The organism is Pseudomonas sp. GW821-FHT02C04 (assembly GCF_059421845.1).
Genome location: NZ_JBWKVT010000007.1, coordinates 216,482 through 242,233 on the forward strand (window position 1 = coordinate 216,482; position 25,752 = coordinate 242,233).

Sequence of the window (25,752 nt, forward strand, 5' to 3'; positions counted from 1 at the left end):
GGGGGTTCAGATGGCCAAGGCCAAGCGCATGTACGGCTGCACCGAGTGCGGCGCAACCTTTCCCAAGTGGGCCGGGCAGTGCGGCGAATGCGGCGCGTGGAACACCCTGACCGAAACCATGGTCGAGAGCGGTGGTGCCGCCGCCCCGAGCGGGCGCACCGGCTGGGCCGGGCAACAGGCGCAGATCAAGACCCTGGCCGAAGTCAGCATTGAGGAGATTCCGCGTTTTTCCACAGCCTCCGGCGAGCTGGACCGAGTGCTCGGCGGCGGTCTGGTGGACGGCTCGGTGGTGCTGATCGGCGGTGATCCGGGTATCGGCAAGTCGACGATTCTGTTGCAGACCCTGTGCAACCTCGCCAAGACCATGCCGGCGCTGTACGTCACCGGTGAGGAATCCCAGCAACAAGTGGCGATGCGCGCACGTCGCCTTGGGCTGCCGCAGGATCAACTGCGGGTCATGACCGAAACCTGCATCGAAACCATCATCGCCACCGCCCGCCAGGAAAAACCCAAGGTGATGGTGATCGACTCGATCCAGACGATTTTCACCGAACAACTGCAATCGGCACCGGGCGGCGTGTCCCAGGTGCGCGAAAGTGCGGCGTTGCTTGTGCGTTACGCCAAGCAAAGCGGCACGGCGATTTTTCTGGTCGGCCACGTGACCAAAGAAGGCGCATTGGCCGGCCCGCGTGTTCTGGAGCACATGGTCGACACCGTGCTGTATTTCGAAGGCGAGTCCGATGGCCGGTTGCGCCTGCTGCGGGCGGTGAAAAACCGTTTCGGCGCCGTCAACGAGTTGGGTGTGTTCGGCATGACCGACAAGGGGCTGAAAGAAGTCTCCAACCCTTCGGCGATTTTTCTCACACGCGCTCAGGAAGAAGTCCCGGGCAGTGTGGTGATGGCAACGTGGGAAGGCACCCGGCCGATGCTGGTGGAAGTCCAGGCGCTGGTGGATGACAGTCATCTGGCGAACCCGCGTCGTGTCACCCTTGGCCTGGATCAGAATCGTCTGGCGATGCTGTTGGCGGTGTTGCACCGTCATGGCGGCATTCCGACCCACGATCAGGACGTGTTCCTCAACGTAGTCGGCGGGGTGAAGGTGCTGGAAACCGCGTCTGACCTGGCGTTGATGGCCGCCGTCATGTCGAGCCTGCGCAACCGGCCGTTGCCTCATGATCTGCTGGTGTTCGGTGAAGTCGGTTTGTCTGGTGAAGTGCGCCCGGTGCCGAGCGGTCAGGAGCGTTTGAAGGAAGCGGCCAAGCACGGCTTCAAGCGCGCGATCGTGCCCAGGGGCAACGCGCCGAAGGAAGCGCCTCCGGGCTTGCAGATCATTGCGGTGACGCGTCTGGAGCAGGCGCTGGATTCACTCTTCGAGTAATCAGAGCTCCATCAACGCGCCAAGCTCCCGTTCGAGCTCGGCCTCATCCCCGAGGTTGAGCTCGATCAGGCGGCGCAGGCGCTGGATCGATTCCAGGCTGATGTGCCGGCACTGGAAACCCAATTGCCCATGATCGTCGTGTGCCAGTTGCACATCCATCTGGATGTCGGTGTCGTCGCTCAGGTGAATGTCGACGTTGAAGTCCTGCGTTTCATCCCCCAGCCACGGCTCCGGCCGCTCGATCAACAATCCTTTGAGCGACAGGTCGATCAGCTTCACTGGCCAGATGTATTCACCCTGGCTCAATTCGGTTCTGGCATCGAACGCGATACGTTTGAAGCGGCGACGCTCGGACGGGTGCTCGCTCATGGCGCAATCCTCTGGACGGTTCGCTGACTATAGACCCGCCACGTCGAGTGTTGCCAGTCAGGCAGGGCGTCCGACCAATGTCGGGGTATGGCCTTTGCCGCCAGTAGCGCTAAACTCGGGGTGGCTGTCTTTCTTGTCCACCCTGGCTGGAATAATAAAATGAAAAATAATAATAGCCTGCTGCGCCACTTACCCTGGCTAGTGCTGGCAATCGTAGGAGCGTGCGCCCTGGGCGTAGTGGCATTGCGCCGAGGCGAGGCGATCAACGCCTTGTGGATCGTGGTCGCCGCTGTGGCCATTTATCTGGTTGCGTACCGTTACTACAGTCTGTTCATCGCTAACAATGTGATGCAACTCGATCCACGCCGGGCCACCCCCGCCGTGCTCAACAATGACGGTCTGGACTACGTTCCGACCAACAAACACATTCTCTTCGGACACCACTTCGCGGCCATCGCTGGCGCGGGGCCTCTGGTCGGTCCGGTATTGGCTGCGCAGATGGGCTACCTGCCCGGCACGCTGTGGCTGATTGCCGGCGTGGTGCTGGCGGGCGCGGTGCAGGACTTCATGGTCCTGTTCATGTCCACCCGTCGCAACGGCCGCTCCCTGGGCGACATGGTGCGTGAAGAAATGGGCCGTATCCCCGGCACCATCGCGCTGTTCGGCTGCTTCCTGATCATGATCATCATCCTCGCGGTGCTGGCGCTGATCGTCGTCAAAGCCCTGGCCGAGAGCCCTTGGGGCATCTTCACTGTGATGGCGACCATCCCGATCGCGATGTTCATGGGCATCTACATGCGCTACATCCGTCCGGGCCGCATTGGCGAGATCTCGGTGATCGGTGTCGTGCTGCTGCTCGGTTCGATCTGGCTGGGCGGGCAGATTGCCGCTGACCCGGTGTGGGCCAAGGCCTTCAGCTTCACTGGCGTGCAAATCACCTGGATGCTGATCGGTTACGGCTTCGTTGCCGCTGTGTTGCCGGTCTGGCTGATCCTCGCGCCACGTGACTATCTGTCCACGTTCCTCAAGATCGGTACCATCATCGCCCTGGCGATCGGTATTCTGGTCACCATGCCCGAGCTGAAAATGCCGGCCCTGACCCAGTTCGTCGACGGCACCGGCCCGGTGTGGAAGGGCGGTCTGTTCCCGTTCCTGTTCATCACCATCGCTTGCGGTGCGGTATCGGGTTTCCACGCACTGATCTCGTCCGGCACCACGCCGAAACTGCTGGATAACGAAACCAACGCCCGCTACATCGGTTACGGCGGCATGCTGATGGAATCGTTCGTGGCCATCATGGCCATGGTTGCCGCTTCGGTGATCGAGCCGGGCGTGTACTTCGCCATGAACAGCCCGGCCGCCGTGGTGGGTGGTGATGTGGTGGCTGTTGCGACCGCTGTCAGCAACTGGGGCTTTGCAATTACCCCGGAAGCGCTGCAAGCGGTGGCGCATGATATCGGCGAAACCACCATCCTGGCCCGTGCCGGTGGTGCACCGACCCTGGCGGTCGGTATTGCGCAGATCCTGCACAGTGTCCTGCCGGGTGAAAACACCATGGCGTTCTGGTACCACTTCGCGATCCTGTTCGAAGCGCTGTTCATCCTGACCGCTGTGGACGCCGGCACCCGTGCCGGTCGCTTCATGCTGCAGGATCTGCTCGGCTCCTTCGTGCCGGCGCTGAAGCGTACCGAATCCTGGACCGCCAACCTGATCGCCACTGCCGGTTGTGTGGCGATGTGGGGCTGGTTGCTGTATCAGGGCGTGATCGATCCGCTGGGTGGCATCAACACCTTGTGGCCGCTGTTCGGTATCTCCAACCAGATGCTGGCCGGTATCGCGCTGATGCTCGGCACCGTGGTCCTGATCAAGATGAAGCGCCAGCGCTACATCTGGGTCACCCTGCTGCCGGCCGCCTGGCTGCTGATCTGCACCACGACCGCAGGCTTCATCAAGCTGTTCGACGCCAACCCGGCCGTCGGCTTCCTGTCGCTGGCCAAGAAGTACAGCGATGCACTGGCCGCAGGGCAAGTGATCGCACCGGCCAAGAGCGTCGAGCAGATGCAGCACGTGATCTTCAACGCTTATACCAACGCAACGCTGACCGCGCTGTTCCTGTTCGTGGTATTCAGCATCCTGTTCTATGCGCTCAAGGTCGGCATCGCCGCCTGGGGCAAAAAAGAGCGTACGGATAAAGAATCGCCGTTCCAGGCCCTGCCGGACGCGTAACCAGAGGATTGCACCATGTTCAATGACCTGAGTCGCCTCGGTAAATACCTCGGTCAGGCCGCGCGCCTGATGGTCGGCATGCCCGACTACGACACGTACGTCGAGCATATGCAAACCAAACACCCGGACAAACCGGTGATGAGCTACGAGATGTTCTTTCGCGAACGTCAGGAAGCCCGTTACGGTGGCAAGGGTGGGCCGAAGTGCTGTTGAGCCGCTGATCGCGGTTCATCAGAGGTGAGGTGGGAGCAGGTCTTTCGGCCTGCTCCCATTTTTATTTGTGCAATTGAAGGAGATCGAGTTTGTCTTCTCCCATCCCGGTCACGGTGCTCAGCGGTTTTCTCGGCGCCGGCAAGACCACCTTGTTGCGCCATCTGTTGAAAGCCGAGCACGGCCTGAAAATCGCCGTGATCGAAAACGAATTCAGCGACGCCGGCATCGACACCCAATTGCTGGGCGACGAGCCGGTGCAAGTCATGACCCTGGCCAACGGCTGCGTCTGCTGCACCATTCACACCGACCTGACCAAAGCCCTGTACCTGTTGCTCGAGCGCCTGGACAGCGGCGAAATCGCTTTCGATCGTCTGGTGATCGAGTGCACCGGCCTGGCCGATCCGGCCCCGGTGGCGCAGACGTTTTTCATCGACGAAGAACTGCGTGAGCGCTATCTACTCGACGGCATCATCACTCTCGTCGACGCGGCCCATGCCGAGCTGCACCTGACCCAGACCATCGCCCAGGCACAGATCGGTTTTGCCGACCGCTTGCTGGTGAGCAAGACCGATCTGGTGGACGAGGCCGCGTTCACCGCGCTCAGCGAACGCCTGACCCGCATCAACCGCCGTGCGCCGATTCGCGTGGTCGAACACGGCAACATTGATCTGGCCGAATTGCTCGATGTGCGCGGTTTCAACCTGAATGCCGATCTCGGCGGCGGGGTGAGTCTGCGCCCGGTCAGCAAGGCGCCGTCCATCGACCGGATTTCCAGTCTGGTGCTGCGTACCGATCATCCGCTGGATATCGATCAGCTCAGCGAGTTCATGAACGAATTGCTGGAAGAACACGGCAAGCAATTGCTGCGCTACAAGGGCGTGCTGAACATTGCGGGCGAAGATCGTCGGCTGGTGTTTCAGGGCGTGCTGAAACTCTACGGCTTCGACTGGGACACCGAGTGGGCCGAGGGCGAGGCGCGGGAGAGCGTGATCGTGTTTATCGCCGATGATCTGCCGGAAGAGAAGATCCGGACGGGGTTTGCCAAGGTGGCGGCGAACTGAGTCCGCCGCTGTCTCAGTGCGTGGAGCCGCTGAGAATCGTCTGTTCCAGATGATCCAGATGTCGATTCATCAGTGACACGGCTATGTTGGCGTCATCACGCTCGATCGCATCAACGATCTGAGCGTGGTCCTGCCACCCGCAACAGCTGTGCGTGCTTTCAATGCAACGCGCAATCGCCAGTGAGGTCAGCGGCACCAGCGTGCCGAGAAAGTGCGCCAACGGTACATTCCCGGCCATTTTCGCCAACTGCAAATGAAACTCCCCGGACAGGCGAATCGCCGCGCCGCGTCGGTCTTTATCCACAGCCTGGCGCTCGCGTTCGATCAAGGTGCGCAGGCGTTTCAAGTCTTCAGCCTGCGCGTGCTGGCAAGCCAGTCGTACCAGCGTGTTCTCGGCCAGGCGTCGGGCGTGCAGGGCCTGACGCGTCTGCTCGGCGTCCGGCGCGGCAACGCGCGGTCGATGATTGGCCCGCAGCACGATGATCTGTTCGTGGGACAGTTGGGTCAGCACCCGACGCACATCGGCGCGGCTGACACCGAACATGTGCTTGAGACTCTCTTCGGTGAAGCGGCTGGCGGCATCGAGGCGTTGTTCGAGGATCGCGTCGAACAGTCGCGGATACAGCTCGTCCACCGGCGTCTGCAGGCGGGAGAAGGGCAGGGCCGCCGAGGTCTGGCGAGGGTGCGACGGCGTGGCAAGACTGTTCATGGCCGGTCTCCAGTGTGAGGCGTTTCAGTTACTCAGATTGTCATCCGGAATATTCAGCTCGATACCCATGCGCTGGCCTTCACGCAGGATGTGCCGGCGCATTTCGGCACTGGCCTGAGCGCTGTTCTTGCTGCGGATCGCGCGCACCACGGCCTCGTTTTCCTCAAGGCGTTCGGCCAGGTGCTCCGGCGAATTGCGCAGCACTTCGGCGCTCTGCTTGAGGGCGTTGCTGGTCTGTTGCACCACGCTCTGGAAAATCGGGTTCGAGGTCAGGGTGAACAGCTCTTCGTGAAACGCGATGTAAGCGCTGACGCCGGCCTCGCTGTCACCTGCTTCGAGGGCTTCGCGCATGTCCATCAGGGTCAGGCGCAACTGCCCGACTTCCTTGCTGCTGATCGACTGCGCCACCAGACCGACGATGAACGGTTCGAGGGTGTAGCGCAGTTGCAGCACGTCCTCGAGGCTGGCGCCGGCCACAGCGCTGTCGTGGCTTTGGCTGTCACTGGCCTGGGCGTCGAGCACCACCACGCCTTTGCCCGGCATCGAGCGCACCAGACCGAGGGTTTCCAGCACGATCACCGCTTCGCGCAGGCTCGGGCGGCTGATGCCCAGTTGCTCGGCCAGTTCGCGCTGGCCCGGCAGCATCTCGCCGGAGCGCCACTGGCCACGGGCGAGGGCGGCCCGGAGTTTTTCTACCACTGAGTTGACGACGGTTGATGTAGTAATCACGTGTTCGCTCCATGAGCCGTGCCTGCATGTGCGCAGGCACGGCGGTCATTCAGAATTCTTTGGCCGCCGCTTGAGCGGCCGTTTTTCTCGGCTGAAAGTTATAGCCCTGCTCGCCGTTGAGCACCTTGTTCGCCCGTTGCACATCGATGTCCTTTTCCCAGCGGGCGATGGCCACGGTGGCGACGCAGTTGCCGATCAGGTTGGTCAGCGCCCGGCCGATGCCCATGAACCAGTCCACCGCCAGCACCAGCACCAGACCGACTACCGGAATCGCCGGGATGGCCGTCAGCGTGGCCGCGAGAATCACCAGCGCCGAACCGGGAATGCCGTGGGCACCTTTGGAGGTAATCAGCGACACCAGCAAAATCGTCAGCAGATCGGTCATGGCCAGCGGTGTGCCGGTGGCGTTGGCGATGAACACAATGGCCAGAGTCAGGTAGATCGAAAAACCATCGAGGTTGAACGAGTAACCGGTGGGAATCACCAGCCCGACGGTCGAGCTGCCGATGCCCAGATGTTCCAGCTTGCGCATGATCTGCGGCAGCACGGCGTCGGAGGAGGCGGTGCCCATGACGATCAGCAGTTCTTCGCGCAGGTACTTGAGCAATGGCCACATACGCAGGCCGGAGGCACGCATCACCAGACCGAGAATCACGCTGACGAACGCGATGCACGTCAGATAAAACAGGCCGACCAGACTGCCCAGGTGTTGCAGGGAATCGAGGCCATATTTGCTGGTGGTAAAGGCGATGGCGCCGAACACGCCGATCGGTGCCAGACGTACGATCATGCCCATGATGCGGAAGATCACATGGCTCAATTCGTTGATCAGTCGCGAGATCCCGGAAGCGGCTTCGCCCACCAGATTCAATGCGCTGCCGAACAGCACCGAGAACAGCAGCACCTGGAGGATGTTGTTGTCGGCAAAGGCGCCGAGTACCGAAGTCGGAATCAGGTCCATCAGGAACTGAGTGGTGGTGTGCATGTGCTGACCGCGTTCGGCGATGTCGCCCATGTCGGCGGCGGACAGTTGCTCCAGATGGATGTTGGCGCCGCTGCCGATCCCGGTGCTGAACGCAAACACCAGACCGATCACCAGCGCGATGGTGGTCAGCACTTCGAAGTAGATCACCGACTTGAGGCCGATGCGCCCGACCTTCTTCAGGTCGCCCGCGCCGCTGATGCCGCTGACCACCACGCAGAACACGATCAGGCCGATGAGCATCTTGATCAGTTTGATGAAACCGTCGCCGAGCGGTTTGAGCTGGGCCGAGTATTCAGGAAGGGTCAGCCCGCAGACGATGCCGAGCATCAGTCCGAGAACCACTTGGAGGAAGATTGAACGCGAGCACCATCTGAGCATGGGAGGAATCCTGGTCGGTGTCCTGGCTGCCGTACGCGGGGCGTATCAGATTCAGGACTTAATTATTGTGGTCTTACCGGTATGTCCAGTGCGGGTGCAGTCTAGGCGCTGTTTTTTGTCGATCGCAAGTGAAAAATGACGAATTGGCATGACCGGTCTGACCAGTTGGGCGCAATGCCCCGACCTTGAGCCATTTGCCGTTCGAAACTTTTTTGCGGACGAAAAAAAACCGGCCATCACTGGCCGGTTTTTCATGCTGCGGTTTTAACGTCGCAATTAAGCGCCGTATACCGGCAGTTTCTTGCAGATGGCTTTGACTTTCTCACGAACGGCGTCGATCACCGCTTCGTTATTCAGGTCAGCCAGGATGTCGCAGATCCAGCCAGCCAGTTCTTTGCACTCTGCTTCCTTGAAGCCGCGAGTGGTCACAGCCGGAGTACCGAAGCGCAGGCCGGAGGTGACGAACGGGGAGCGTGGGTCGTTTGGCACGGAGTTCTTGTTCACGGTGATGAACGCTTTGCCCAGAGCGGCGTCGGCGTCTTTACCGGAGATTTCCTGCTTGATCAGCGACAGCAGGAACAGGTGGTTTTCAGTACCGCCGGAAACCACGTCGAAACCGCGCTCGATGAACACGCCGGCCATGGCCTGGGCGTTTTTCACCACTTGTTGCTGGTAAGCCTTGAACTCAGGCTGCAGTGCTTCCTTGAAGCAGATCGCTTTGGCGGCGATCACGTGCTCCAGCGGGCCACCCTGGGCGCCCGGGAATACGGCGGAGTTCAGCTTCTTCTCGATGTCGGCGTTGGCGCGAGCCAGGATCAGGCCACCACGTGGACCGCGCAGGGTCTTGTGGGTGGTGGTGGTCACGACGTCAGCGAACGGAACCGGGTTCGGGTAGACGCCAGCGGCGACCAGACCGGCCACGTGAGCCATGTCGACGAACAGGTAGGCGCCAACCTTGTCGGCGATTTCGCGGAAGCGCGGGAAGTCCAGAATCTGCGAGTAGGCAGAGAAACCGGCCACGATCATTTTCGGCTTGTGCTCAACAGCCAGACGCTCGACTTCGTCGTAGTCGATCAGGCCGTTGGCGTCGATGCCGTACTGGATGGCGTTGTACAGCTTGCCGGAGGAGGAAACGCTGGCGCCGTGGGTCAGGTGACCGCCGTGAGCCAGGCTCATGCCCAGGATGGTGTCACCGGCCGACAGCAGGGCCAGGTAGACAGCGGCGTTGGCTTGCGAGCCAGCGTGTGGCTGAACGTTGGCGTAGTCGGCGCCGAACAGTTCCTTGGCGCGGTCGATGGCCAGCTGCTCAACAACGTCGACGTACTCGCAACCACCGTAGTAGCGCTTGCCCGGGTAGCCTTCGGCGTACTTGTTGGTCAGAACCGAGCCTTGAGCTTCCATCACCGCTGGGCTGGTGTAGTTCTCCGAAGCGATCAGCTCGATGTGTTCTTCCTGGCGCTGGGCTTCTTGCTCCATGGCGGCAAAAAGATCGGCGTCGTACTTGGCAATAGTCAAATCACGGCTGAACATGGCGGTCCTCAAGGATCGGGGGCAGAAAAGGGGGGCATTCTAACCCATCGGGTTTTGGATGGCATATGAAACGACATCATGTCGCAGACAAGTGGCGTTCATGACCAGATATGTGGCGTCCGTGCCGGCCTTTTCGCTGACCAGCCGGTTCGCACAATAACCGAGGCCAGCCCGCGATTCTGTGATCGACATCAATCCCTGTGGAAGCGAGTCCGCTCGCGAAGGCCGCGCCGTAGTTCTTCAGTCGAACATGAACAGCGCATCATTGCTGAACTGCGCCTCGAACCGGGTGGCCGGCATCGGCCGCCCGAACAGATAACCCTGAACCTCGTCGCAACCATGCTCGCGCAGGAAGTCCAGTTGTTCGTGGGTTTCCACACCCTCGGCGATCACCGCCAGATTGAGGCTGTGGGCCATGGCGATGATCGCCCGGGCGATCTGCGCATCCTGCTCGCCGGACGGCAGGCCGTCGACGAAGGTGCGGTCGATCTTCAGCACATCGATCGGGAATTGCTTGAGGTAGTTCAGCGATGAGTAACCGGTGCCGAAGTCGTCGACCGCGATGCTCAGACCGAGGTTCTTCAGGCCGGCAAGGATCTGCATCGCCTCGCTGACTTCGCGCATCAGGATACTTTCGGTCAGTTCCAGCTCAAGGCACGCCGGCGGCAGACCGGTTTCCTTGAGAATGGTGGCGATCCGCGTGCCGAGCTGGCCGTCGGAGAACTGCCGGGCGGAAATGTTCACCGAGACCTTCGGCACGCGCACGCGGCTCTGATGCCAGGTCTTGAGCTGACGGCAGGCCTCGCTGATCACCCAGTCGCCGACGTCCACCATCAGACCGAGTTCTTCGAGCACCGGAATGAAATCCCCCGGCGGCACCAGCCCGCGACGCGGATGACGCCAGCGCAGCAGGGCTTCGGCGCCGGTCAGGCGTTTGCCGTCGCCGCTGAACTGCGGCTGGTAATACAGCACGAATTCGTTCTGTTCGAGGGCGTGGCGCAGGTCGCTTTCCAGTTCCAGACGTTCCAGCGCACTGGCGTTCATGTCGGCCTGATAGAACTGGAAGTTGTTCTTGCCGCGCTCCTTGGCGTGGTACATCGCGGTGTCGGCGTTCTTCATCAGCTGACTGAGTTCGTTGCCGTCCTGCGGGCTCAGGGCGATGCCGATACTGGCCGTGACGAAGAACTCGCGACCCTCCAGCACGAACGGTCGCACCAGGCTGCCAAGAATCTGCTCGGCCACATGGATCGCACGGTTCAGTGCCATTTCGCGGCTGGAGCGGTGTTGCAGCAGCAAAGTGAATTCGTCGCCGCCCATCCGCGCCACGGTGTCGTCATCGTCGACGCAGGCCAGCAGCCGGGTGGCCATGTCCTTGAGCATGCGGTCGCCGGCGGCGTGGCCGAGGGAGTCGTTGATCGGTTTGAAACGGTCGAGGTCGAGGAACATCAGCACCACCCACGACTTCTGCCGGTCGGCCGATTGCAGCGCGGTGTGCAGGCGATCCTGGAACAGCGTGCGGTTCGGCAAGTGGGTCAGGGCGTCGTAGTAGGCGAGGCGGTGAATCCGTTGTTCGCTGGCCTTGCGCTCGCTGATGTCGCTGAAGAAGCACACATAGCTGGCGAGGTCGCCTTCATCGTCGAGCACCGCAGTGATGCCGACCCACGCCGGGTAGTGCTCGCCGTTGCGGCGCTTGAGCCAGACTTCACCTTCCCAGGTGCTGTGCTGATGCAATTGTTTGAGCACGTAACGCAGGTGCGCGTCCTGTTGTTCGTCGACGGTGAGCATGTTCGGCAACTGGTCGAGCACTTCGCTCACCGCGTAGCCGCTGACCCGGCTGAAAGCCTCGTTGGCCTGGACGATGTAACCGGCCGGGTCGGTGATCAGGATTGCCGACGTCGAATGCTCGAATACCGTGGCCGCCATGCGCAGGTCTTTTTCGGCACGGCGCTGCTGGCTGATGTCGCGACCGACCCCGAGCACGCCTTCGAAGGCGCCGTGCTCGTCCCACACCAGCACCAGGCGCAGTTCGATCGGGATCTTGCGGCCATCGGCACGCAGGCAGTCGAACAGGAACAGTTGCGTTTGCACCTGACTGCGCAGGATGGCCAGTTGCTCGGGCTTGTCCAGGGCTTTGCTGACCCGGTCCATCAAGTGATAGATGCCGCTCAGTTGCTGCGGGTTGGCGATGGTCGACTGCCAGCCGTTCTGGAAAATCCACTCGGCGTCGTAGCCGAGCACCGCTTGCACCGACGGGCTGACGTAGTTGAGCGACAGCTTGCTGTCGGTGGAGAAGATCACGTCGCTGATGCTTTCGGCGAGCATCCGGTAGCGCTGCTCGCTGTCGCGCAGGGATTCGCTGGCCTCGATCTGCTCGGTGATGTCCTTGGCCACGCCGATGATCCGCGTGACCTGATCGTGCTTGTCCCGAGCCAGCGCCTGTTCGCGGATATCGAAGCGCCGCCACTTGCCGTCGCGGTGACGGAAGCGCAACTGGCATTGCAGCAACTGGCTGTAACCGGCGTGACGCTGCATCTGCCGCGAGCGGTGGTAGTAGTCGGCGTCTTCCGGGTGCAGGAGGATTTCCCAGAAGTACTCGCCCATCTGATGCAGTTCGGTGCGGTTGTAACCGAGGGTCTGGCCGAGGTGGTGGTTGCTGAAAATCATCCGCTGGCTGATCACATCCTGCACGTACAGGTGATCCGGCACGGTACGCACCACGTCCGACCAGAAGCCTTCGCGCTCCAGCAGCGACAGCTCGATCAGCTTGCGGCTGGTGATGTCGTTGATGCTCAGGATCACGGCCTTGTAGTCGTGTTGTTCCTGCGGCAGGCGCAGCACCAGCCACAGGTGCTGATCGCGGCCGTTGATGTCCGGCAGTTTGATTTCCAGTTCCAGCTGCTTTTGCTGCTGGAGCACGGCATCGAGCACTTGATTGCCGATCGCGCACTGGCTGTGCGGATGACCGTCGATCAGCAGTTGCCAGGCGTGGTCGCAGGAATTGACGTTAAGCAGTTGCAGCGCCACCTGATTGACCTCGGTGACCCGCAGTTCCTGAAGCAATTGCTGGCGCTGTTGCGGTTGGTCGAGCCAGGCTTTGAGCTGGTCGCTGGTCTGGATCTGGGCTTTCTCGAAAACCTGCTTGAGCCCCGAAAGATCCAGCACGCACAGCGCCACGCCAGTGCCTTCGAAAATATCCTGATAACGACGACGTCCCTCATGCACCTGACGCTGGCGGCGGCGCATGTTGAGCAACGCGATAAATGGCAACAGCGAGAACGCCAGACCCAGCAGGCATTTGCCGATGAACGCCGGCAGCAACTCTTCCAGCACATGTTGCCGGTCGAACAGTCCGCGCAATTGCCAGTCGCTGCTGCTCAGTGGAACGGTCAGCACGCTGTTGGCCAGATCGTCGGGCGTCAGGGTGCTGGTCTTGGTGGTTGGCAGGGCTTCGTCGCGGCTGATGATCTGATGGTTGATGCGGTTTTCCACCAGCCACAAAGGGCGGATGCCGCTGTCACCCTGTTTGGTCAACGAGGCAAAGAAAGTCGGGGTGAGGCGCAGTGCCCAATAGCCACGGGTGCTGCCGCTGGCCTGATGCAGCAGCAGATGCACTACCGAGCCGTCGTCGGCGTTGCTGAAATAATGGGCCTGGGCGTGGCTGCGGCGGACCAGATCGCTGAGGTAGTCGGCGTCCTGGCTGTCGGTGGCGCTGTCGCTGAGGATTTTTCCGGAGGGGCTGAGCAAGGCCAGGCTGCGCAGATCCGGCAGCGATTGCTGCAGCTTGCGCAGCAGCGCCTGCTGTTCGTCGGTGGACTGCGGCTGTTCGACGATCGGTAGCAGATTGAGCGCGATCTGCGCGTTCAGCGACATGTTGATGCTGACTTGCGAGGCGAGATCGGCGGTGTAGTCGATGGTGTACTGGCGCTGGTTTTTCTGGGTTTCACGCAGTTGATCGAGCAGTTGCCAGAACAGCAACGCCAGCAGCAACAGCACCAAAGTCGCCAGCGCGCCTTTCAATGTCCCACGCAGGGACGAGCCGGGCGCCGGTGGGGTGCTGCTCACAGAAGTAGGCGGAGTGACATTGGACAAGCTGTAATCCTGCGGTTTGGCTGGACTGGCGCGACGTGCACTATAAGCCGGACGCCCAAAGGGCGGCTAGCATGCCTTGAGTTGTGGCGAAGTGCCAGCCCCGCTCGGCTGGACTGCCACCGGTCATTCAGGTAGCTTTGCCGGTTACGCGGGAGCGTTCCAGCTCCTAGACTTTCCGCGCGCACGCATTGATATCCTCCAGTGAACGACGCGCACGGTCTGGCCGGGCATTGCCTGTGTCCCAATCATTCATCAGTCACTGACCCAAGGTTCTCCATGGCTCAATACGTCTTCACCATGCATCGGCTGGGCAAAGTTGTTCCGCCGAAGCGGGAAATCCTGAAAAACATTTCTCTGTCCTTCTTCCCGGGCGCCAAGATCGGCGTACTCGGCCTCAACGGTTCGGGCAAGTCCACGCTGCTGAAAATCATGGCCGGCGTCGACACCGAATTCGAAGGCGAAGCGCGCCCGATGCCGGAACTGAACATCGGTTACCTGCCGCAAGAGCCGCAACTGGATCCGACCAAGACCGTGCGTGAAGTGGTCGAGGAAGCGGTCAGCGTGATCAAGGACGCCCAGGCCCGCCTGGACGAGGTCTACGCGGCCTACGCTGATCCGGACGCCGACTTCGACAAGCTGGCCGCCGAACAGGCCAAGCTCGAAGCGATCCTGCAGGCCAGCGATGGTCACAACCTGGAGCGCCAGCTGGAAGTTGCCGCCGATGCGCTGCGTCTGCCGGCCTGGGACGCGAAAGTGGAACACTTGTCCGGTGGTGAAAAACGTCGTGTGGCCCTGTGCCGTCTGCTGCTTTCCGCCCCCGACATGCTGCTGCTCGACGAACCGACCAACCACCTGGACGCCGACTCCGTTGCGTGGCTCGAACACTTCCTGCACGACTTCCCGGGCACTGTGGTAGCGATCACGCACGACCGTTACTTCCTGGACAACGTTGCCGGCTGGATTCTGGAACTCGACCGCGGCGCGGGCATTCCGTACGAAGGCAACTACTCGGGTTGGCTGGAAGCCAAGTCCGATCGTCTGGCGGCCGAATCCAAGCAGCAATCGGCTCACGAAAAAGCCATGAAGGAAGAACTGGAGTGGGTGCGCAAAGGCGCCAAGGCCCGCCAGTCGAAATCCAAGGCTCGTCTGCAACGCTTCGAAGAAATGCAGTCGCAGGAATTCCAGAAGCGTTCGGAAACCAACGAGATCTACATCCCGGCCGGTCCGCGCCTGGGCGACAAGGTCATCGAGTTCAAGAACGTCACCAAGGGCTACGGCGATCGCGTGTTGATCGACAACCTGTCGTTCTCCATGCCGAAAGGCGCCATCGTCGGCGTGATCGGCGGTAACGGTGCCGGTAAATCGACCCTGTTCCGCATGCTGATGGGCAAGGAAACCCCGGATTCCGGCACCATCGAAGTCGGCGAAACCGTGCAACTGGCCTGTGTGGACCAGAGCCGCGAAGACCTCGACGGCAGCAAGACCGTGTTCCAGCAGATCTCCGACGGTTCCGACCAGATCCGCATCGGCAACTACGAGATCCCGTCGCGTACCTACGTCGGTCGCTTCAACTTCAAGGGCGGCGATCAGCAGAAGTTCGTCAAGGACCTGTCCGGTGGTGAGCGCGGTCGTCTGCACCTGGCGCTGACCCTGAAGGAGGGCGGCAACGTCCTGCTGCTCGACGAACCGTCCAACGACCTCGACGTTGAAACCCTGCGTTCCCTGGAAGAAGCCCTGCTGGACTTCCCGGGCGCTGCCATTGTGATCTCTCACGATCGGTGGTTCCTTGACCGCGTCGCGACGCACATCCTGGCGTACGAAGACGACTCGCAAGCGGTGTTCTTCGAAGGCAACTACACCGAGTACGAAGCCGATCGCAAAAAGCGTCTCGGCGAAGCAGCGGCCCAGCCACACCGGGTACGCCACAAGAAACTGGCCTGATCACAGGTTGGTTGCATGAAAAAGCGGAGCCTTCGGGTTCCGCTTTTTTTTGCCTGCAATGCAGACTGTTTTATAGCGTGTGTACTATTTGTTTTCATAAATGCGACATTTTTGTCTGTTGCTGTGTACATGTCGTTTGTTACAGTCCGGCTCAATCTCTTCCAACGACAACAAATTTGCCGAGACTTTTCCCATGATCGAATCCGTCGAATCCTTCCTCGCCCGTCTGAAAAAACGCGATCCGGATCAACCCGAATTCCACCAGGCCGTCGAAGAAGTCCTGCGCAGCCTGTGGCCGTTTCTAGAAGCCAATCCGCACTATCTGACCACGGGAATTCTGGAGCGCATCTGCGAGCCGGAGCGGGCGGTGGTGTTCCGGGTGTCGTGGGTCGACGATCAGGGCAAGGTGCAGGTCAATCGCGGCTTCCGCATCCAGATGAACAGCGCCATCGGCCCGTACAAGGGCGGTTTGCGCTTCCATCCTTCGGTGAATATGGGCGTGCTGAAATTCCTCGCCTTCGAACAGACCTTCAAGAACTCCCTGACCTCGTTGCCCATGGGCGGTGGCAAGGGCGGTTCGGACTTCGATCCGAAGGGCAAGAGTGACGCCGAAGTCATGCGTTTCTGCCAGGCATTCATGAGTGAGCTGTACCGCCACATCGGTGCCGACGTGGACGTGCCGGCCGGTGATATCGGTGTCGGCGCACGGGAGATCGGTTTCCTGTTCGGCCAGTACAAACGCCTGAGCAACCAGTTCACCAGCGTGCTGACCGGTAAGGGCATGACCTACGGTGGCAGCCTGATTCGCCCGGAAGCCACCGGTTTCGGTTGCGTGTATTTCGCCGAAGAAATGCTCAAGCGCCGCGAGCAGACCGTCGAAGGCAAGCGCGTGGCGATCTCCGGTTCCGGTAACGTCGCGCAATATGCGGCCCGCAAAGTGATGGATCTGGGCGGCAAGGTGATTTCCCTGTCCGACTCCGAAGGCACGTTGTACTGCGAGGCAGGCCTGAGCGAAGAACAGTGGCTGGCGCTGCTGGAACTGAAGAACGTCAAGCGCGGGCGGATCAGCGAATTGGCGGCGGCATTCGGCCTGGAGTTCCGCGCCGGTCAGCTGCCATGGTCGTTGCCGTGCGATATCGCACTGCCATGCGCGACCCAGAACGAACTCGACGCCGAAGCCGCCCGCACCCTGCTGCGCAATGGCTGCGTGTGCGTGGCCGAGGGCGCGAACATGCCGACCACCCTTGAGGCTGTGGATATCTTTATCGAGGCCGGCATCCTGTTCGCGCCGGGCAAGGCCTCGAATGCCGGCGGCGTGGCGGTCAGCGGTCTGGAGATGTCGCAGAACGCCATGCGCCTGCTGTGGACGGCGGGCGAGGTGGACAGCAAGCTGCACGCGATCATGCAGTCGATCCACCACGCTTGCGTGCATTACGGTGAGGAAAACGGGCGGATCAACTACGTCAAAGGCGCGAACATCGCAGGTTTCGTCAAAGTCGCCGACGCGATGCTGGCGCAAGGCGTGGTTTAAGGCAGATCGATGCGGATCACTTCGATCAGCTGATTGCCGGCCGGGCGCTGCCACAGCACTTCGTCGTTGAGCCGGGCGCCAAGCAGCGCGCGGCCCAGTGGTGAGGCCCAGTTGATCAGGCCGTTGGCCGCATCGGCCTGATCTTCACCGACCAGTTGCACACGGCGCTCGGTGGCGTGTTCATCGGCGTATGTCACCCAGCTGCCGATCTGCACCTTGTCGGTCGAGGTCGGGGCGAGTGCGACCTGGGCGCTGCCGACCCGCTGATTGAAATAACGCAAATCCCTTTCGAGATCGGCCAGGCGCTGTTTGTCGGCCTGCTCGCCCATGGCCGCCTGTTCAGCATGCAGGGTTTGCAGCTCGGCGACTTTCGCCTGCAACTGGGCGAGTCCTAGTGGCGTGACGTAATTGGGCTGGTTGCTGACCTGCCGTTCGACCGGCTGATCAGCCTGCGCGGCGGCATTGTCTTCGTTGACGAAAGCACGGCTCATGGTGACCTCCTGTGACAACCGTTGGGCCATGGTCGCAGGCAATGAGTTTCACTGGATGTCTGGAAACGACCTACTGCGAGCGATAAGCCCGCGCGGCGCCCTGATCCTTCTGTTGCTGCCAGGCCCGTTCGCGCTCGTCCCAATGTTCGTTGCGATAGTCTTCGCGGTCACGGTTTTCCAGCATCGCCTGACATTGGCGGAAACCGTCGCTCCAGCCCTCGGCATATTGCTTGTCCTTGAGATAGCGCGGCACGTTCTTGCGAAACTCACCGCTGATCGAACCAGCCGCCTGACGACCGCTGATGCAACCGTCATCGAAACCGTCGGCGAACGCCGGTGGGTAACCCTTGGCAATCAGATCTTCGTGGGTGCTTTGACAGCCACCCAGCAACAGCAACACGCCCGCAAAAACCGCAAACCGCCACATCACACTCTCCCGCGCCGTTATCCGGCTGATAGGGAAAGTCTAGAAGCGGATTCGTCGATGAGGCGTGAAAGAAAGATCAAAACCTCAGTAGTGATACCACTTCACCTCAAGCATCACTTCGGTCTCCGGCGTTGCCAGATGGCTGAACTCACGCTGGGCGCTGAGGCGCAGGCCGAGGTTGCGGGATAACTCCCATTGCTGGTTCAGGCTCAGGCTGCGGCGCACTTCGCCATTGAAGAAGTAATCGCCTTTGGCTTCCACACTCAGATTGCCCAACGGGTTTTTCCACAGCACACCGGTATTGAAACCGCCTGCGGGGGAAACGAACCCGGCGAAATCATTGTTGTGTTCAACACGCACGGTGCCGAGCGCAAACCCCAGTACATCATCACCCAGCGCCCAGGTTCCGCCACCGCCGCCATTGACGTGGCTGACCAGGGTTTCGTCGTCATGTTTGCCGGGCACCCGCTCCAGACCACCGGTGACTTGCCATGACAGTGGCTGCAACAGCGCATTGCGTGGGGTCAGTGAACGGATGGTCGCCAGATCCAGCTGTTGGAATTGCCAGTGATTGCCTTCGTACTGGCGCAGCTTCATTTGCAGGATTTCGATCTGCGCGCCGAGGGGGAAACTCTCGGCGTTGTCGTTGAGGTCGTGATAGGCCATACGCAAGCCGTACTCGCCGAACGCGCGGTCACCGCGGGTGCCGACACCGGCCTGCCAGGTGCGGGATTCGTGGCCGTCTTCGGGCAGACCCGGCTGCGGGATTTGCAGCTCCGGCGCCGGGTTCTTGTTGATCGCCCGCAACAATTCGAAACTGCGTTGCGCTCGCTGTGGATCACGTTCCTGGCCGTTGGCGCGGTAGCGTTCCAGCCGATACGCGGCGTCGATGATCAGCGCTTGCCGGTCGTGGGGCAGGGCTTTGAAGGCCGGGTCCTGCAATTGCTGCTGGTCGGCGCTGACTTTCAGTACCCAGTCCTGTTCTTCGCCGGTCAGTGGCTCGGCACGGCTGAGCAATTCACGCTCGCGGGATGGGCGGTATTCGATGCTCTCCACCAGCCCGGACTCCTTCACCGCTTTGACCGTGTCGGTGGGGATCGCTGTCAGCGGGAATTGCTCGGTCAGGCGCAGGCTCGGGCGCGCGACCTGTAACAGTTCGAGCAGGCGATAGGAGCAGTTTTCATCGAAGAAGAAGTAGTCGAACTGGATCTGCTTCAGCTCCCACACATGCTCGACCATCCGTGCAGTTTCTGCTTGCGTCAGGTTGAGCCGGTATTCCCAAAGGTCGCGGTTTTCCAGGCTGCGGTATTCCGAGAGTTTTTCCTGATACGGCACCAGCGCGAACAGTCCCGGATAACCGCCCATCAGGCCTTTCCAGGCATACAGGATGCTGTTGTCCGAACCTTCGATGTAGGCGCCGAAGTTGATCGCGTAACTGAGCAGCGAGGTCTTGTCGCTTTGCACGTCAGCCTGGTCGATACGCAGCAGGGTGTGGCCGAACATTGACGACGGGCTGTTGAGGTAGGCCGCCGGGAAAATCATCACCGCGCTGTGAGGCGAGACGTCCTTGAACCATTTTTTGAAGTCGGCGCAGTCCGGCGCTGGCAGGTCGCTCAGGTTGAGTTGATCTTTCAGCCAGCGCGTGCGCGCCGGGTAGACGCACTGAGCGTGCTGCTCACCGGCGCTGGCCGGGGCGTATAGCGCCTGGACGGTGGCGGCCAGTTCGTGGTCGGGGTGCTCGTTGCCGTCGGCGGCGAGGAAGAACTTCTTGTCGCTGACGTAACTGCGCCAGCCGCCCAGTTTGGCGGTTTCGTAATGGCCGAGGGAAATCCAGAAACGATCGTTGGCCAGTTGCTGCAAACGTTGAGGGTCGATGTGGGGCGCGGCGGACAGCGGGGCGCAGGCACACAGCGCCAGCCAGGCAAGGCGTTTGAGCATAGGTGGCAACTTAAGTCGAAAGAAACAAAAGACCCAAAGAGGGGCGGGCCGAAAAAAACAAAACCCGCTTCCCGAAAGAAGCGGGTGGGTCGAGCTTAAGCCTGAGTCGCGTACTTGGCCAGACGAGGGTCTGCTTTCAGAACGGCCAGGGTGTTGGTATGCACGTCTTCGGCGGTCACGTCAGCCTTGCTGAAGATCTGCTGGAAGTGCTCGTGAGTGACGGCGGCGAAGTGCGCACGGTCTTCCGGCGCCACGCCCAGTACCACGGCATAGGTCGTCAGCGCTTCGCCGTTGCCTTTTGCCATGTCTTCGGACAGCTCGTTCATCATGCCATTCATGGCAAACCAGGATTTGCCGCCATAGGTCAGCGACGCGTTGGTGGAGCAACCGTTGGTACCGGACGTCATGCCGAACGTCGCGTTGCCGGAAGTGCCGTTGGTGGTGGATGCCAGGAAGTGAGCCGGGGTGCCACGCTGACCTTCGAACAGCATGTTGCCCCAACCGCAATCCGGACCGCCTGGCGCCTGAGCCATGGCGTTGAGTGATACAACGGTGAAGAGAGTACCGAGAAGAATCCGTTTCATAGCTTTGTTCTCTTTGTGTGCATACCAATGGACAGGGTTCTGGCCCCGCTCTCTACCTAAAAACGCCGCTTGGCGAGTTTTTGTACAGACCTTGTGGCGCCAGTGGGCCGGTATTAGTTCCAGCCGCGCAGTTTGGAGTTTAGGCACGTTCCCGTGGTTCCGTGATTTTTTGCACAACATTTGGAATAAACCCCGGTTTTACGGGGCCGGACAGTGGACAGGCCGGTTGTCTATGCTTTGCCTTGTGGCGCGCCTTGCCAGTGGGGCACGGGCAGCGCCAGAATGCCGCTATCTGCCCCGCCTGATTGTTAAGGAAGCCCGATGCCTGATCCTGTTGCTGCCAGCTTGCGTCTAGCGCCCGAAGCGCTGACCCGTCCGTTTTCCGCTGAACAGTTCAGCTTCACTACCACCAATGATCTGGAGCCCTTTCGCGGTGTGCTTGGCCAGGAACGTGCGGTCGAAGCCTTGCAGTTCGGTGTGGCCATGCCACGCCCCGGTTACAACGTATTCGTCATGGGCGAGCCCGGCACCGGCCGTTTCTCGTTCGTCAAACGCTACCTGAAGGCCGAAGGCAAGCGCCTGCAGACCCCGGCGGACTGGGTCTACGTCAACAATTTCGATGAACCGCGCGAACCTCGCGCCCTGGAGTTGCCGTCGGGCACTGCCGCTGCGTTCATCGGTGACATCAACGGCTTGATCGACAACTTGCTGTCGACTTTTCCCGCCGTGTTCGAACACCCGTCCTACCAGCAGAAGAAAAGTGCCATCGACCGCGCCTTCAACCAGCGCTACGACAAGGCGCTGGACATCATCGAGCGTCTGGCCCTGGAAAAAGACGTCGCCCTGTACCGCGACAGCAGCAATATCGCGTTCACGCCGATGCTCGAAGGCAAGGCGCTGGACGAGGCCGAATTCGCCCAGTTGCCGGAAGCCGAGCGCGAGCGTTTCCACGAGGACATTTCCGGCCTCGAAGAACGGTTGAACGAAGAACTCGCCAGCCTGCCGCAATGGAAGCGAGAGTCGAGCAATCAGTTGCGTCAGCTCAACGAAGAAACCATCACGTTGGCCCTGCAACCATTGCTTTCGCCGTTGTCGGAAAAGTACGCGGAAAACGCGGCGGTCTGCGGTTACCTGCAAGCCGTGCAGGTTTATCTGCTGAAAACCGTGGTCGAGCAACTGGTGGACGACAGCAAGACCGATGCGGTCGCACGCAAGCTGCTGGAAGAACAATACGCGCCGAGCCTGGTGGTCGGGCATCCGAGCAGCGGCGGTGCGCCGGTGGTGTTCGAGCCGCATCCGACGTATGAAAACCTGTTCGGTCGTATCGAATACACCACCGATCAGGGCGCGCTCTACACCACGTATCGCCAGTTGCGTCCTGGTGCGCTGCACCGCGCCAACGGTGGTTTCCTGATCCTTGAAGCGGAAAAAATGCTCGGCGAGCCGTTCGTGTGGGATGCGCTCAAGCGCGCCCTGCAATCGCGCAAACTGAAAATGGAATCGCCACTGGGCGAGATGGGCCGTTTCGCCACCGTGACGCTCAATCCGCAGTTCATTCCGTTGAATGTCAAAGTCATCATCATCGGTGCGCGGTCGCTGTATTACACGCTGCAGGACCTCGATCCGGACTTCCAGGAGATGTTCCGTGTCCTGGTGGACTTCGACGAAGACATCCCGATGGTCGACGAAAGCCTGGAGCAGTTCGCCCAGTTGCTGAAAACCCGTACTTCGGAAGAAGGCATGGCGCCGCTGACTGCCGACGCGGTGGCGCGTCTGGCGACCTACAGTGCGCGTCTGGCTGAGCATCAGGGGCGTTTGTCGGCGCGGATCGGCGATCTGTTCCAGTTGGTCAGTGAGGCGGATTTCATTCGGCATCTGGCCAACGATGAAATGACCGACGCCGGCCACATCGAGCGCGCCCTGAAGGCCAAGGCCACTCGCACCGGACGTGTGTCGGCGCGAATTCTCGACGACATGCTGGCGGGGATCATCCTGATCGACACCGACGGTGCGGCGGTCGGCAAGTGCAACGGCCTGACCGTGCTCGAAGTCGGCGACTCGGCGTTCGGTGTGCCAGCGCGGATTTCCGCCACGGTGTACCCGGGCGGCAGCGGTATCGTCGACATCGAGCGTGAGGTCAACCTCGGTCAGCCGATCCACTCCAAGGGCGTGATGATCCTCACCGGGTATCTGGGCAGCCGTTACGCCCAGGAATTCCCGCTGGCGATTTCCGCGAGCATCGCGCTGGAGCAATCCTACGGCTACGTCGATGGCGACAGTGCGTCGCTGGGCGAGGCATGCACGCTGATTTCGGCCTTGTCGAAAACCCCGCTCAAGCAGTGCTTCGCGATCACCGGTTCGATCAACCAGTTCGGCGAAGTGCAGGCGGTGGGCGGGGTCAACGAGAAGATCGAAGGCTTCTTCCGACTCTGCGAAGCACGCGGGCTGACGGGCGAGCAGGGCGCGATCATTCCGCAAGCCAACGTGGCCACGCTGATGCTTGATGAAAAGGTGTTGGCGGCGGTGCGTGCCGGACAGTTCCACGTTTACGCGGTGCGTCAGGCCGACGAAGCGTTGAGCCTGTTGGTGGGCGAGCCGGCCGGTGAGCCGAACGAGGAGGGCGAATTCCCGGAAGGCAGCGTCAACGCCCGGGTGGTGGAGCGTCTGCGGGTGATTGCCGAGATGATCAGCGAAGAAGACCTGAAAGAAGCCGAGAAGGAACTGGCGCAGGAGGCGCTGGCAGAAGCCAAACCGGCGTAAGCCAGGCTGCAGTCAAAAAAATGGGAGCCTTGTGCTCCCATTTTGTTTTGTCGCGAACGTCGGCAAAAGTGCCATCACTCTGACGTCAATATTCACACAATGACCATTCGGCGCCTTCTGGTTCTGTGTGGCTTGCGCGGCGGACTTTTCTTCTATTCTCTGCTCAAGGACATCGACAGTATCACGGGATCGAAACAGCCCTTCAGCAAGGGTTGAACACCGGCTTTACCGAGGGTCGCCGCCATGTCGCGCAACCTTTGCCTCACCCGCCAGTGCCTGGGTCTTGTGACCCGTATCGAATGCGCCATCAAGCCGTTGGCCGGCGATAACGGCATGTGGACATTGCTCTTCGCCGCCGGCATGGCCGGTGAACAACCTTCCGCCATCAAGGCCCAGGGCCCGTTTCATGGGCCGATCGCCGCCGAATCGATCCTCGATACCATCGTTGAAAGTCTGACGATGCACGGCTACGAGCTGGCCAATGATCCACAGATCTGGTCTTTGCACCTGCAAGCCCAGCTACGGCAGATCAACGGTGGACGAGGGCGCAGCATCGGCGTTTTTGACCACTAGCGCCGATCATGGCGCAGCACCTTGTGTGTGGGCCTTGTCGAGTTTGACCTCAAAGCCGTATTGCACGGTGGCGAGGTCGGTTCGTTGATAGGTTTCCACGTGCGTCGGGCGGCCGTAGAAATAATGCACGCCGAACAGCGCCGGGCCTTCTGCGCTCGTGTCGTGGCTGACTGAAAGAATCTGTTTCAGGTAGTTGCCACTGTCGTCCTTGACGAAGAATCGCCATTCGTTGGCCGGGAACAGTTTCAGATCCACCACCAGTGCGTTGTTCCTGATTTCCAGGCCTTTGGGCAACGCCTTGGCTTCGAAGGCTTGCTTCGCCACCGTGGCTAGAAACAGCGGCATCGAGCCGACGGCAATCGCCGGGGTTTCCGGGAACAGGTTCAAGTCATAGGTGATGGTCGCCTGCAGCGGGTCCACCTGATAGGCCTCGGCCGGCAGTTCGATCGGTTCGTTGAGTTTGCCGCTGGTTTTTTCGGTGAAGAACGTCACCGGGCTTTCGCCGGGAGCCAGGTCGTCGCCGATCAATTCGTCATTGAAGGTCTTGCGGTGATCGAACTCGATGCGCGCGGCGCTGGGCTCTTCCACTGACTGGCGGATATGAATGCTTTTTTTCAGCTCGTCCTCGGTCAGCGCCGCACCTTTCAGCCAGTTGGGCGCCTGGTCGTCGTAGACGGTGATCGCCAGATCCAGCGGTTGTACGGTTTTCGCCGTGGTGTGCGAGTCGAACTCGCGGACCGGCAGGTCCAGTGGCCTGCGGGTGACAGTCGCTTCGGAAAAATCCAGCACGCTGACTTCGAGGGTATCGATCGGGCCGTTGAAGTACACCTTGTTGTAGCGGCGCGGATGCTGTTGTTCGAAGGCATGCTGATCGTCGTTCAGCTGTTTTTCCAGCTCCTCGCTCCAGGCCTTTTGCTGTTGCAGGTGCGCCAGTTGCTTCTGGTAAAAACCGACTTGCTCGGAGCTCTCGTTGATGGCGCCGGCGCGCACCAGGTACTGGCCGGTCGTGTCGCGGGCCTGGACGATCAGCGGATTGAGCGGGGTGTTGGCGACTTCCGGGGCGAGCGGCAGGCTGTTGCTGAACTCGACTTCGGCGTAGTTCTTTTCCAGCTTCAGCAGGGTCACGCTGAGGTTGGCGTCGGTTCGGGTCTGGCCGATATCCTTTTTGCCCAGGTCGAAGCTGTGCAGGCGTTTCGGCGCGATGACTTCCACCTGGCCTTGCAGGCTCGCGGGGCGCGGCCGGGTTTTCTTGTCGACATCCAGGCCTTCGATGAACGGGTAGGTCACGGTCAGATCGTCCGGATTGGTGACGTTGGAACTGGACGGGCTCAACTGAATGCCCGGATCGGTTTCCGACCACTCTGGTTGGTAGGCAATCACCCGTTTGTTACTCAAGGTCACCGATTGCCATTCAACGCCATGGGGGAACAGGAACCCGCCGGGAATGTTGAGGTTGAAGGGGAATACCGGTTGCAGGTCGGTGAGGTAGTCGGAGCTGGCGTCCTTGTGCAGCACGAACAGACCGTTGATGAAGGTGTCGACCAGCGCCTGAGGTGTCGGGTAATGCTTGAGTACACCGAGGGCGTCTTCGCCGTATTCGGTTCTGGGCGGTTTGTTGTCGAGTCGTTGCTGCGCGCGCTCCAGCAGCAGTAACGAGCCGCCAAGTTCGGTCACGGCATCCTTGAGTTTCGGGTCGGTAATGGCGTCCAGCGACTGTTCGAACTGTGCAGTCTTTTCTTCAAGGCTGAGCGGGTGTTTTTCCTCACCGGGCGAGCAGCCGCCGATCATCAGGGCGAAGCAAATTCCGGCAGTCGTTAACGGCAATCGCACATCCATTTCC

At 60.8% G+C, this 25,752-nt stretch carries 19 protein-coding genes; 8 read left to right on the top strand and 11 right to left on the bottom strand.

Annotation, left to right across the window (positions count from 1 at the left end):
- The first annotated feature begins 10 nt into the window (after positions 1 to 10).
- Positions 11 to 1,378 carry a DNA repair protein RadA gene (gene radA / locus AC07VV_RS23900; RefSeq protein ID WP_495037652.1) on the top strand — a complete coding sequence of 456 codons (1,368 nt, stop codon included), beginning with the start codon at positions 11 to 13 and terminating at the stop codon, positions 1,376 to 1,378.
- Here the strand turns inward: radA and AC07VV_RS23905 are convergent, their stop codons facing one another.
- Positions 1,379 to 1,747, bottom strand: coding sequence for a PilZ domain-containing protein (locus AC07VV_RS23905; RefSeq protein WP_085712214.1), 369 nt, complete (start codon positions 1,745 to 1,747; stop codon positions 1,379 to 1,381).
- 159 nt (positions 1,748 to 1,906) lie between these two features.
- Between AC07VV_RS23905 and AC07VV_RS23910 the strand changes: the two genes are divergently transcribed.
- From AC07VV_RS23910 to yjiA, 3 genes are all read left to right on the top strand, one after another.
- Positions 1,907 to 3,973 (top strand): carbon starvation CstA family protein, encoded by a 2,067-nt coding sequence (locus tag AC07VV_RS23910; protein ID WP_096820844.1) that lies wholly within the window; start codon positions 1,907 to 1,909, stop codon positions 3,971 to 3,973.
- Between the two features lie 15 nt (positions 3,974 to 3,988).
- The gene (locus AC07VV_RS23915) at positions 3,989 to 4,186 is read left to right on the top strand and encodes a YbdD/YjiX family protein (RefSeq protein WP_003228401.1); all 198 of its coding nucleotides are present in this window, start codon (positions 3,989 to 3,991) and stop codon (positions 4,184 to 4,186) included.
- Between the two features lie 89 nt (positions 4,187 to 4,275).
- Complete coding sequence (gene yjiA, locus AC07VV_RS23920; protein ID WP_495037653.1) at positions 4,276 to 5,247, top strand: GTPase; 972 nt, start codon at positions 4,276 to 4,278, stop codon at positions 5,245 to 5,247.
- A 13-nt stretch (positions 5,248 to 5,260) separates the two neighbouring features.
- On the opposite strand, the gene AC07VV_RS23925 is transcribed toward yjiA, so the two are convergent.
- The 5 genes from AC07VV_RS23925 to AC07VV_RS23945 form a co-directional block, all read right to left on the bottom strand.
- Positions 5,261 to 5,956: a GntR family transcriptional regulator gene (locus tag AC07VV_RS23925; RefSeq protein WP_495037654.1), complete on the bottom strand. Its 696-nt coding sequence runs from the start codon at positions 5,954 to 5,956 to the stop codon at positions 5,261 to 5,263.
- A 24-nt stretch (positions 5,957 to 5,980) separates the two neighbouring features.
- Entirely contained in the window at positions 5,981 to 6,685 is a 705-nt protein-coding gene (locus AC07VV_RS23930; protein ID WP_096820847.1) for a FadR/GntR family transcriptional regulator, read from the bottom strand.
- A 49-nt stretch (positions 6,686 to 6,734) separates the two neighbouring features.
- Positions 6,735 to 8,048: a C4-dicarboxylate transporter DctA gene (locus AC07VV_RS23935; protein ID WP_085712209.1), complete on the bottom strand. Its 1,314-nt coding sequence runs from the start codon at positions 8,046 to 8,048 to the stop codon at positions 6,735 to 6,737.
- Between the two features lie 276 nt (positions 8,049 to 8,324).
- Positions 8,325 to 9,578, bottom strand: a complete 1,254-nt coding sequence (gene glyA, locus AC07VV_RS23940; RefSeq protein ID WP_096820849.1) for a serine hydroxymethyltransferase — start codon at positions 9,576 to 9,578, stop codon at positions 8,325 to 8,327.
- A gap of 240 nt (positions 9,579 to 9,818) precedes the next feature.
- Positions 9,819 to 13,667 carry a bifunctional diguanylate cyclase/phosphodiesterase gene (locus AC07VV_RS23945; protein ID WP_495037655.1) on the bottom strand — a complete coding sequence of 1,283 codons (3,849 nt, stop codon included), beginning with the start codon at positions 13,665 to 13,667 and terminating at the stop codon, positions 9,819 to 9,821.
- A 276-nt stretch (positions 13,668 to 13,943) separates the two neighbouring features.
- Here AC07VV_RS23945 and ettA point away from each other — a divergent pair, with 276 nt between their 5' ends.
- Both ettA and gdhA read left to right on the top strand, forming a co-directional pair.
- Positions 13,944 to 15,608 (top strand): energy-dependent translational throttle protein EttA, encoded by a 1,665-nt coding sequence (gene ettA, locus AC07VV_RS23950; protein WP_096820851.1) that lies wholly within the window; start codon positions 13,944 to 13,946, stop codon positions 15,606 to 15,608.
- 193 nt (positions 15,609 to 15,801) lie between these two features.
- Positions 15,802 to 17,139, top strand: a complete 1,338-nt coding sequence (gdhA, locus tag AC07VV_RS23955; RefSeq protein ID WP_495037656.1) for an NADP-specific glutamate dehydrogenase — start codon at positions 15,802 to 15,804, stop codon at positions 17,137 to 17,139.
- Here the strand turns inward: gdhA and AC07VV_RS23960 are convergent.
- From AC07VV_RS23960 to AC07VV_RS23975, 4 genes are all read right to left on the bottom strand, one after another.
- Positions 17,136 to 17,630, bottom strand: a complete 495-nt coding sequence (locus AC07VV_RS23960; RefSeq protein WP_495037657.1) for a GreA/GreB family elongation factor — start codon at positions 17,628 to 17,630, stop codon at positions 17,136 to 17,138. The genes gdhA and AC07VV_RS23960 overlap by 4 nt on opposite strands.
- 70 nt (positions 17,631 to 17,700) lie before the next feature.
- On the bottom strand, positions 17,701 to 18,057 hold the full coding sequence (locus AC07VV_RS23965; RefSeq protein ID WP_495037658.1) for a hypothetical protein: 357 nt from the start codon (positions 18,055 to 18,057) through the stop codon (positions 17,701 to 17,703).
- An 84-nt stretch (positions 18,058 to 18,141) separates the two neighbouring features.
- A complete protein-coding gene (locus AC07VV_RS23970) occupies positions 18,142 to 19,995 on the bottom strand; it encodes an Lnb N-terminal periplasmic domain-containing protein (RefSeq protein ID WP_495037659.1) in 1,854 nt (617 codons plus the stop codon).
- A 95-nt stretch (positions 19,996 to 20,090) separates the two neighbouring features.
- Positions 20,091 to 20,579 carry a DUF3015 domain-containing protein gene (locus AC07VV_RS23975; protein ID WP_025108775.1) on the bottom strand — a complete coding sequence of 163 codons (489 nt, stop codon included), beginning with the start codon at positions 20,577 to 20,579 and terminating at the stop codon, positions 20,091 to 20,093.
- Between the two features lie 321 nt (positions 20,580 to 20,900).
- On the opposite strand from AC07VV_RS23975, the gene AC07VV_RS23980 reads away from it, so the two are divergent.
- Together AC07VV_RS23980 and AC07VV_RS23985 are read left to right on the top strand one after the other, a co-directional pair.
- Positions 20,901 to 23,339 (top strand): Lon protease family protein, encoded by a 2,439-nt coding sequence (locus tag AC07VV_RS23980; RefSeq protein ID WP_096820856.1) that lies wholly within the window; start codon positions 20,901 to 20,903, stop codon positions 23,337 to 23,339.
- A gap of 243 nt (positions 23,340 to 23,582) precedes the next feature.
- The gene (locus tag AC07VV_RS23985; RefSeq protein WP_085732860.1) at positions 23,583 to 23,912 is read left to right on the top strand and encodes a PA4575 family protein; all 330 of its coding nucleotides are present in this window, start codon (positions 23,583 to 23,585) and stop codon (positions 23,910 to 23,912) included.
- Positions 23,913 to 23,918: 6 nt separating this feature from the next.
- Here the strand turns inward: AC07VV_RS23985 and AC07VV_RS23990 are convergent, their stop codons facing one another.
- A complete protein-coding gene (locus AC07VV_RS23990; RefSeq protein ID WP_495037660.1) occupies positions 23,919 to 25,748 on the bottom strand; it encodes a hypothetical protein in 1,830 nt (609 codons plus the stop codon).
- Positions 25,749 to 25,752: the final 4 nt, after the last annotated feature.

Excerpts from the sequence above, each read along its gene's own strand:
- radA (WP_495037652.1), top strand. The coding sequence starts at position 11 with ATGGCCAAGGCCAAGCGCATGTACGGCTGCACCGAGTGCGGCGCAACC.
- AC07VV_RS23905 (WP_085712214.1), bottom strand. The coding sequence starts at position 1,747 with ATGAGCGAGCACCCGTCCGAGCGTCGCCGCTTCAAACGTATCGCGTTC.
- AC07VV_RS23910 (WP_096820844.1), top strand. The coding sequence starts at position 1,907 with ATGAAAAATAATAATAGCCTGCTGCGCCACTTACCCTGGCTAGTGCTG.
- AC07VV_RS23915 (WP_003228401.1), top strand. The coding sequence starts at position 3,989 with ATGTTCAATGACCTGAGTCGCCTCGGTAAATACCTCGGTCAGGCCGCG.
- AC07VV_RS23925 (WP_495037654.1), bottom strand. The coding sequence starts at position 5,956 with ATGAACAGTCTTGCCACGCCGTCGCACCCTCGCCAGACCTCGGCGGCC.
- AC07VV_RS23935 (WP_085712209.1), bottom strand. The coding sequence starts at position 8,048 with ATGCTCAGATGGTGCTCGCGTTCAATCTTCCTCCAAGTGGTTCTCGGA.
- glyA (WP_096820849.1), bottom strand. The coding sequence starts at position 9,578 with ATGTTCAGCCGTGATTTGACTATTGCCAAGTACGACGCCGATCTTTTT.
- ettA (WP_096820851.1), top strand. The coding sequence starts at position 13,944 with ATGGCTCAATACGTCTTCACCATGCATCGGCTGGGCAAAGTTGTTCCG.
- gdhA (WP_495037656.1), top strand. The coding sequence starts at position 15,802 with ATGATCGAATCCGTCGAATCCTTCCTCGCCCGTCTGAAAAAACGCGAT.
- AC07VV_RS23960 (WP_495037657.1), bottom strand. The coding sequence starts at position 17,630 with ATGAGCCGTGCTTTCGTCAACGAAGACAATGCCGCCGCGCAGGCTGAT.
- AC07VV_RS23965 (WP_495037658.1), bottom strand. The coding sequence starts at position 18,057 with ATGTGGCGGTTTGCGGTTTTTGCGGGCGTGTTGCTGTTGCTGGGTGGC.
- AC07VV_RS23970 (WP_495037659.1), bottom strand. The coding sequence starts at position 19,995 with ATGCTCAAACGCCTTGCCTGGCTGGCGCTGTGTGCCTGCGCCCCGCTG.
- AC07VV_RS23975 (WP_025108775.1), bottom strand. The coding sequence starts at position 20,579 with ATGAAACGGATTCTTCTCGGTACTCTCTTCACCGTTGTATCACTCAAC.
- AC07VV_RS23980 (WP_096820856.1), top strand. The coding sequence starts at position 20,901 with ATGCCTGATCCTGTTGCTGCCAGCTTGCGTCTAGCGCCCGAAGCGCTG.
- AC07VV_RS23985 (WP_085732860.1), top strand. The coding sequence starts at position 23,583 with ATGTCGCGCAACCTTTGCCTCACCCGCCAGTGCCTGGGTCTTGTGACC.
- AC07VV_RS23990 (WP_495037660.1), bottom strand. The coding sequence starts at position 25,748 with ATGGATGTGCGATTGCCGTTAACGACTGCCGGAATTTGCTTCGCCCTG.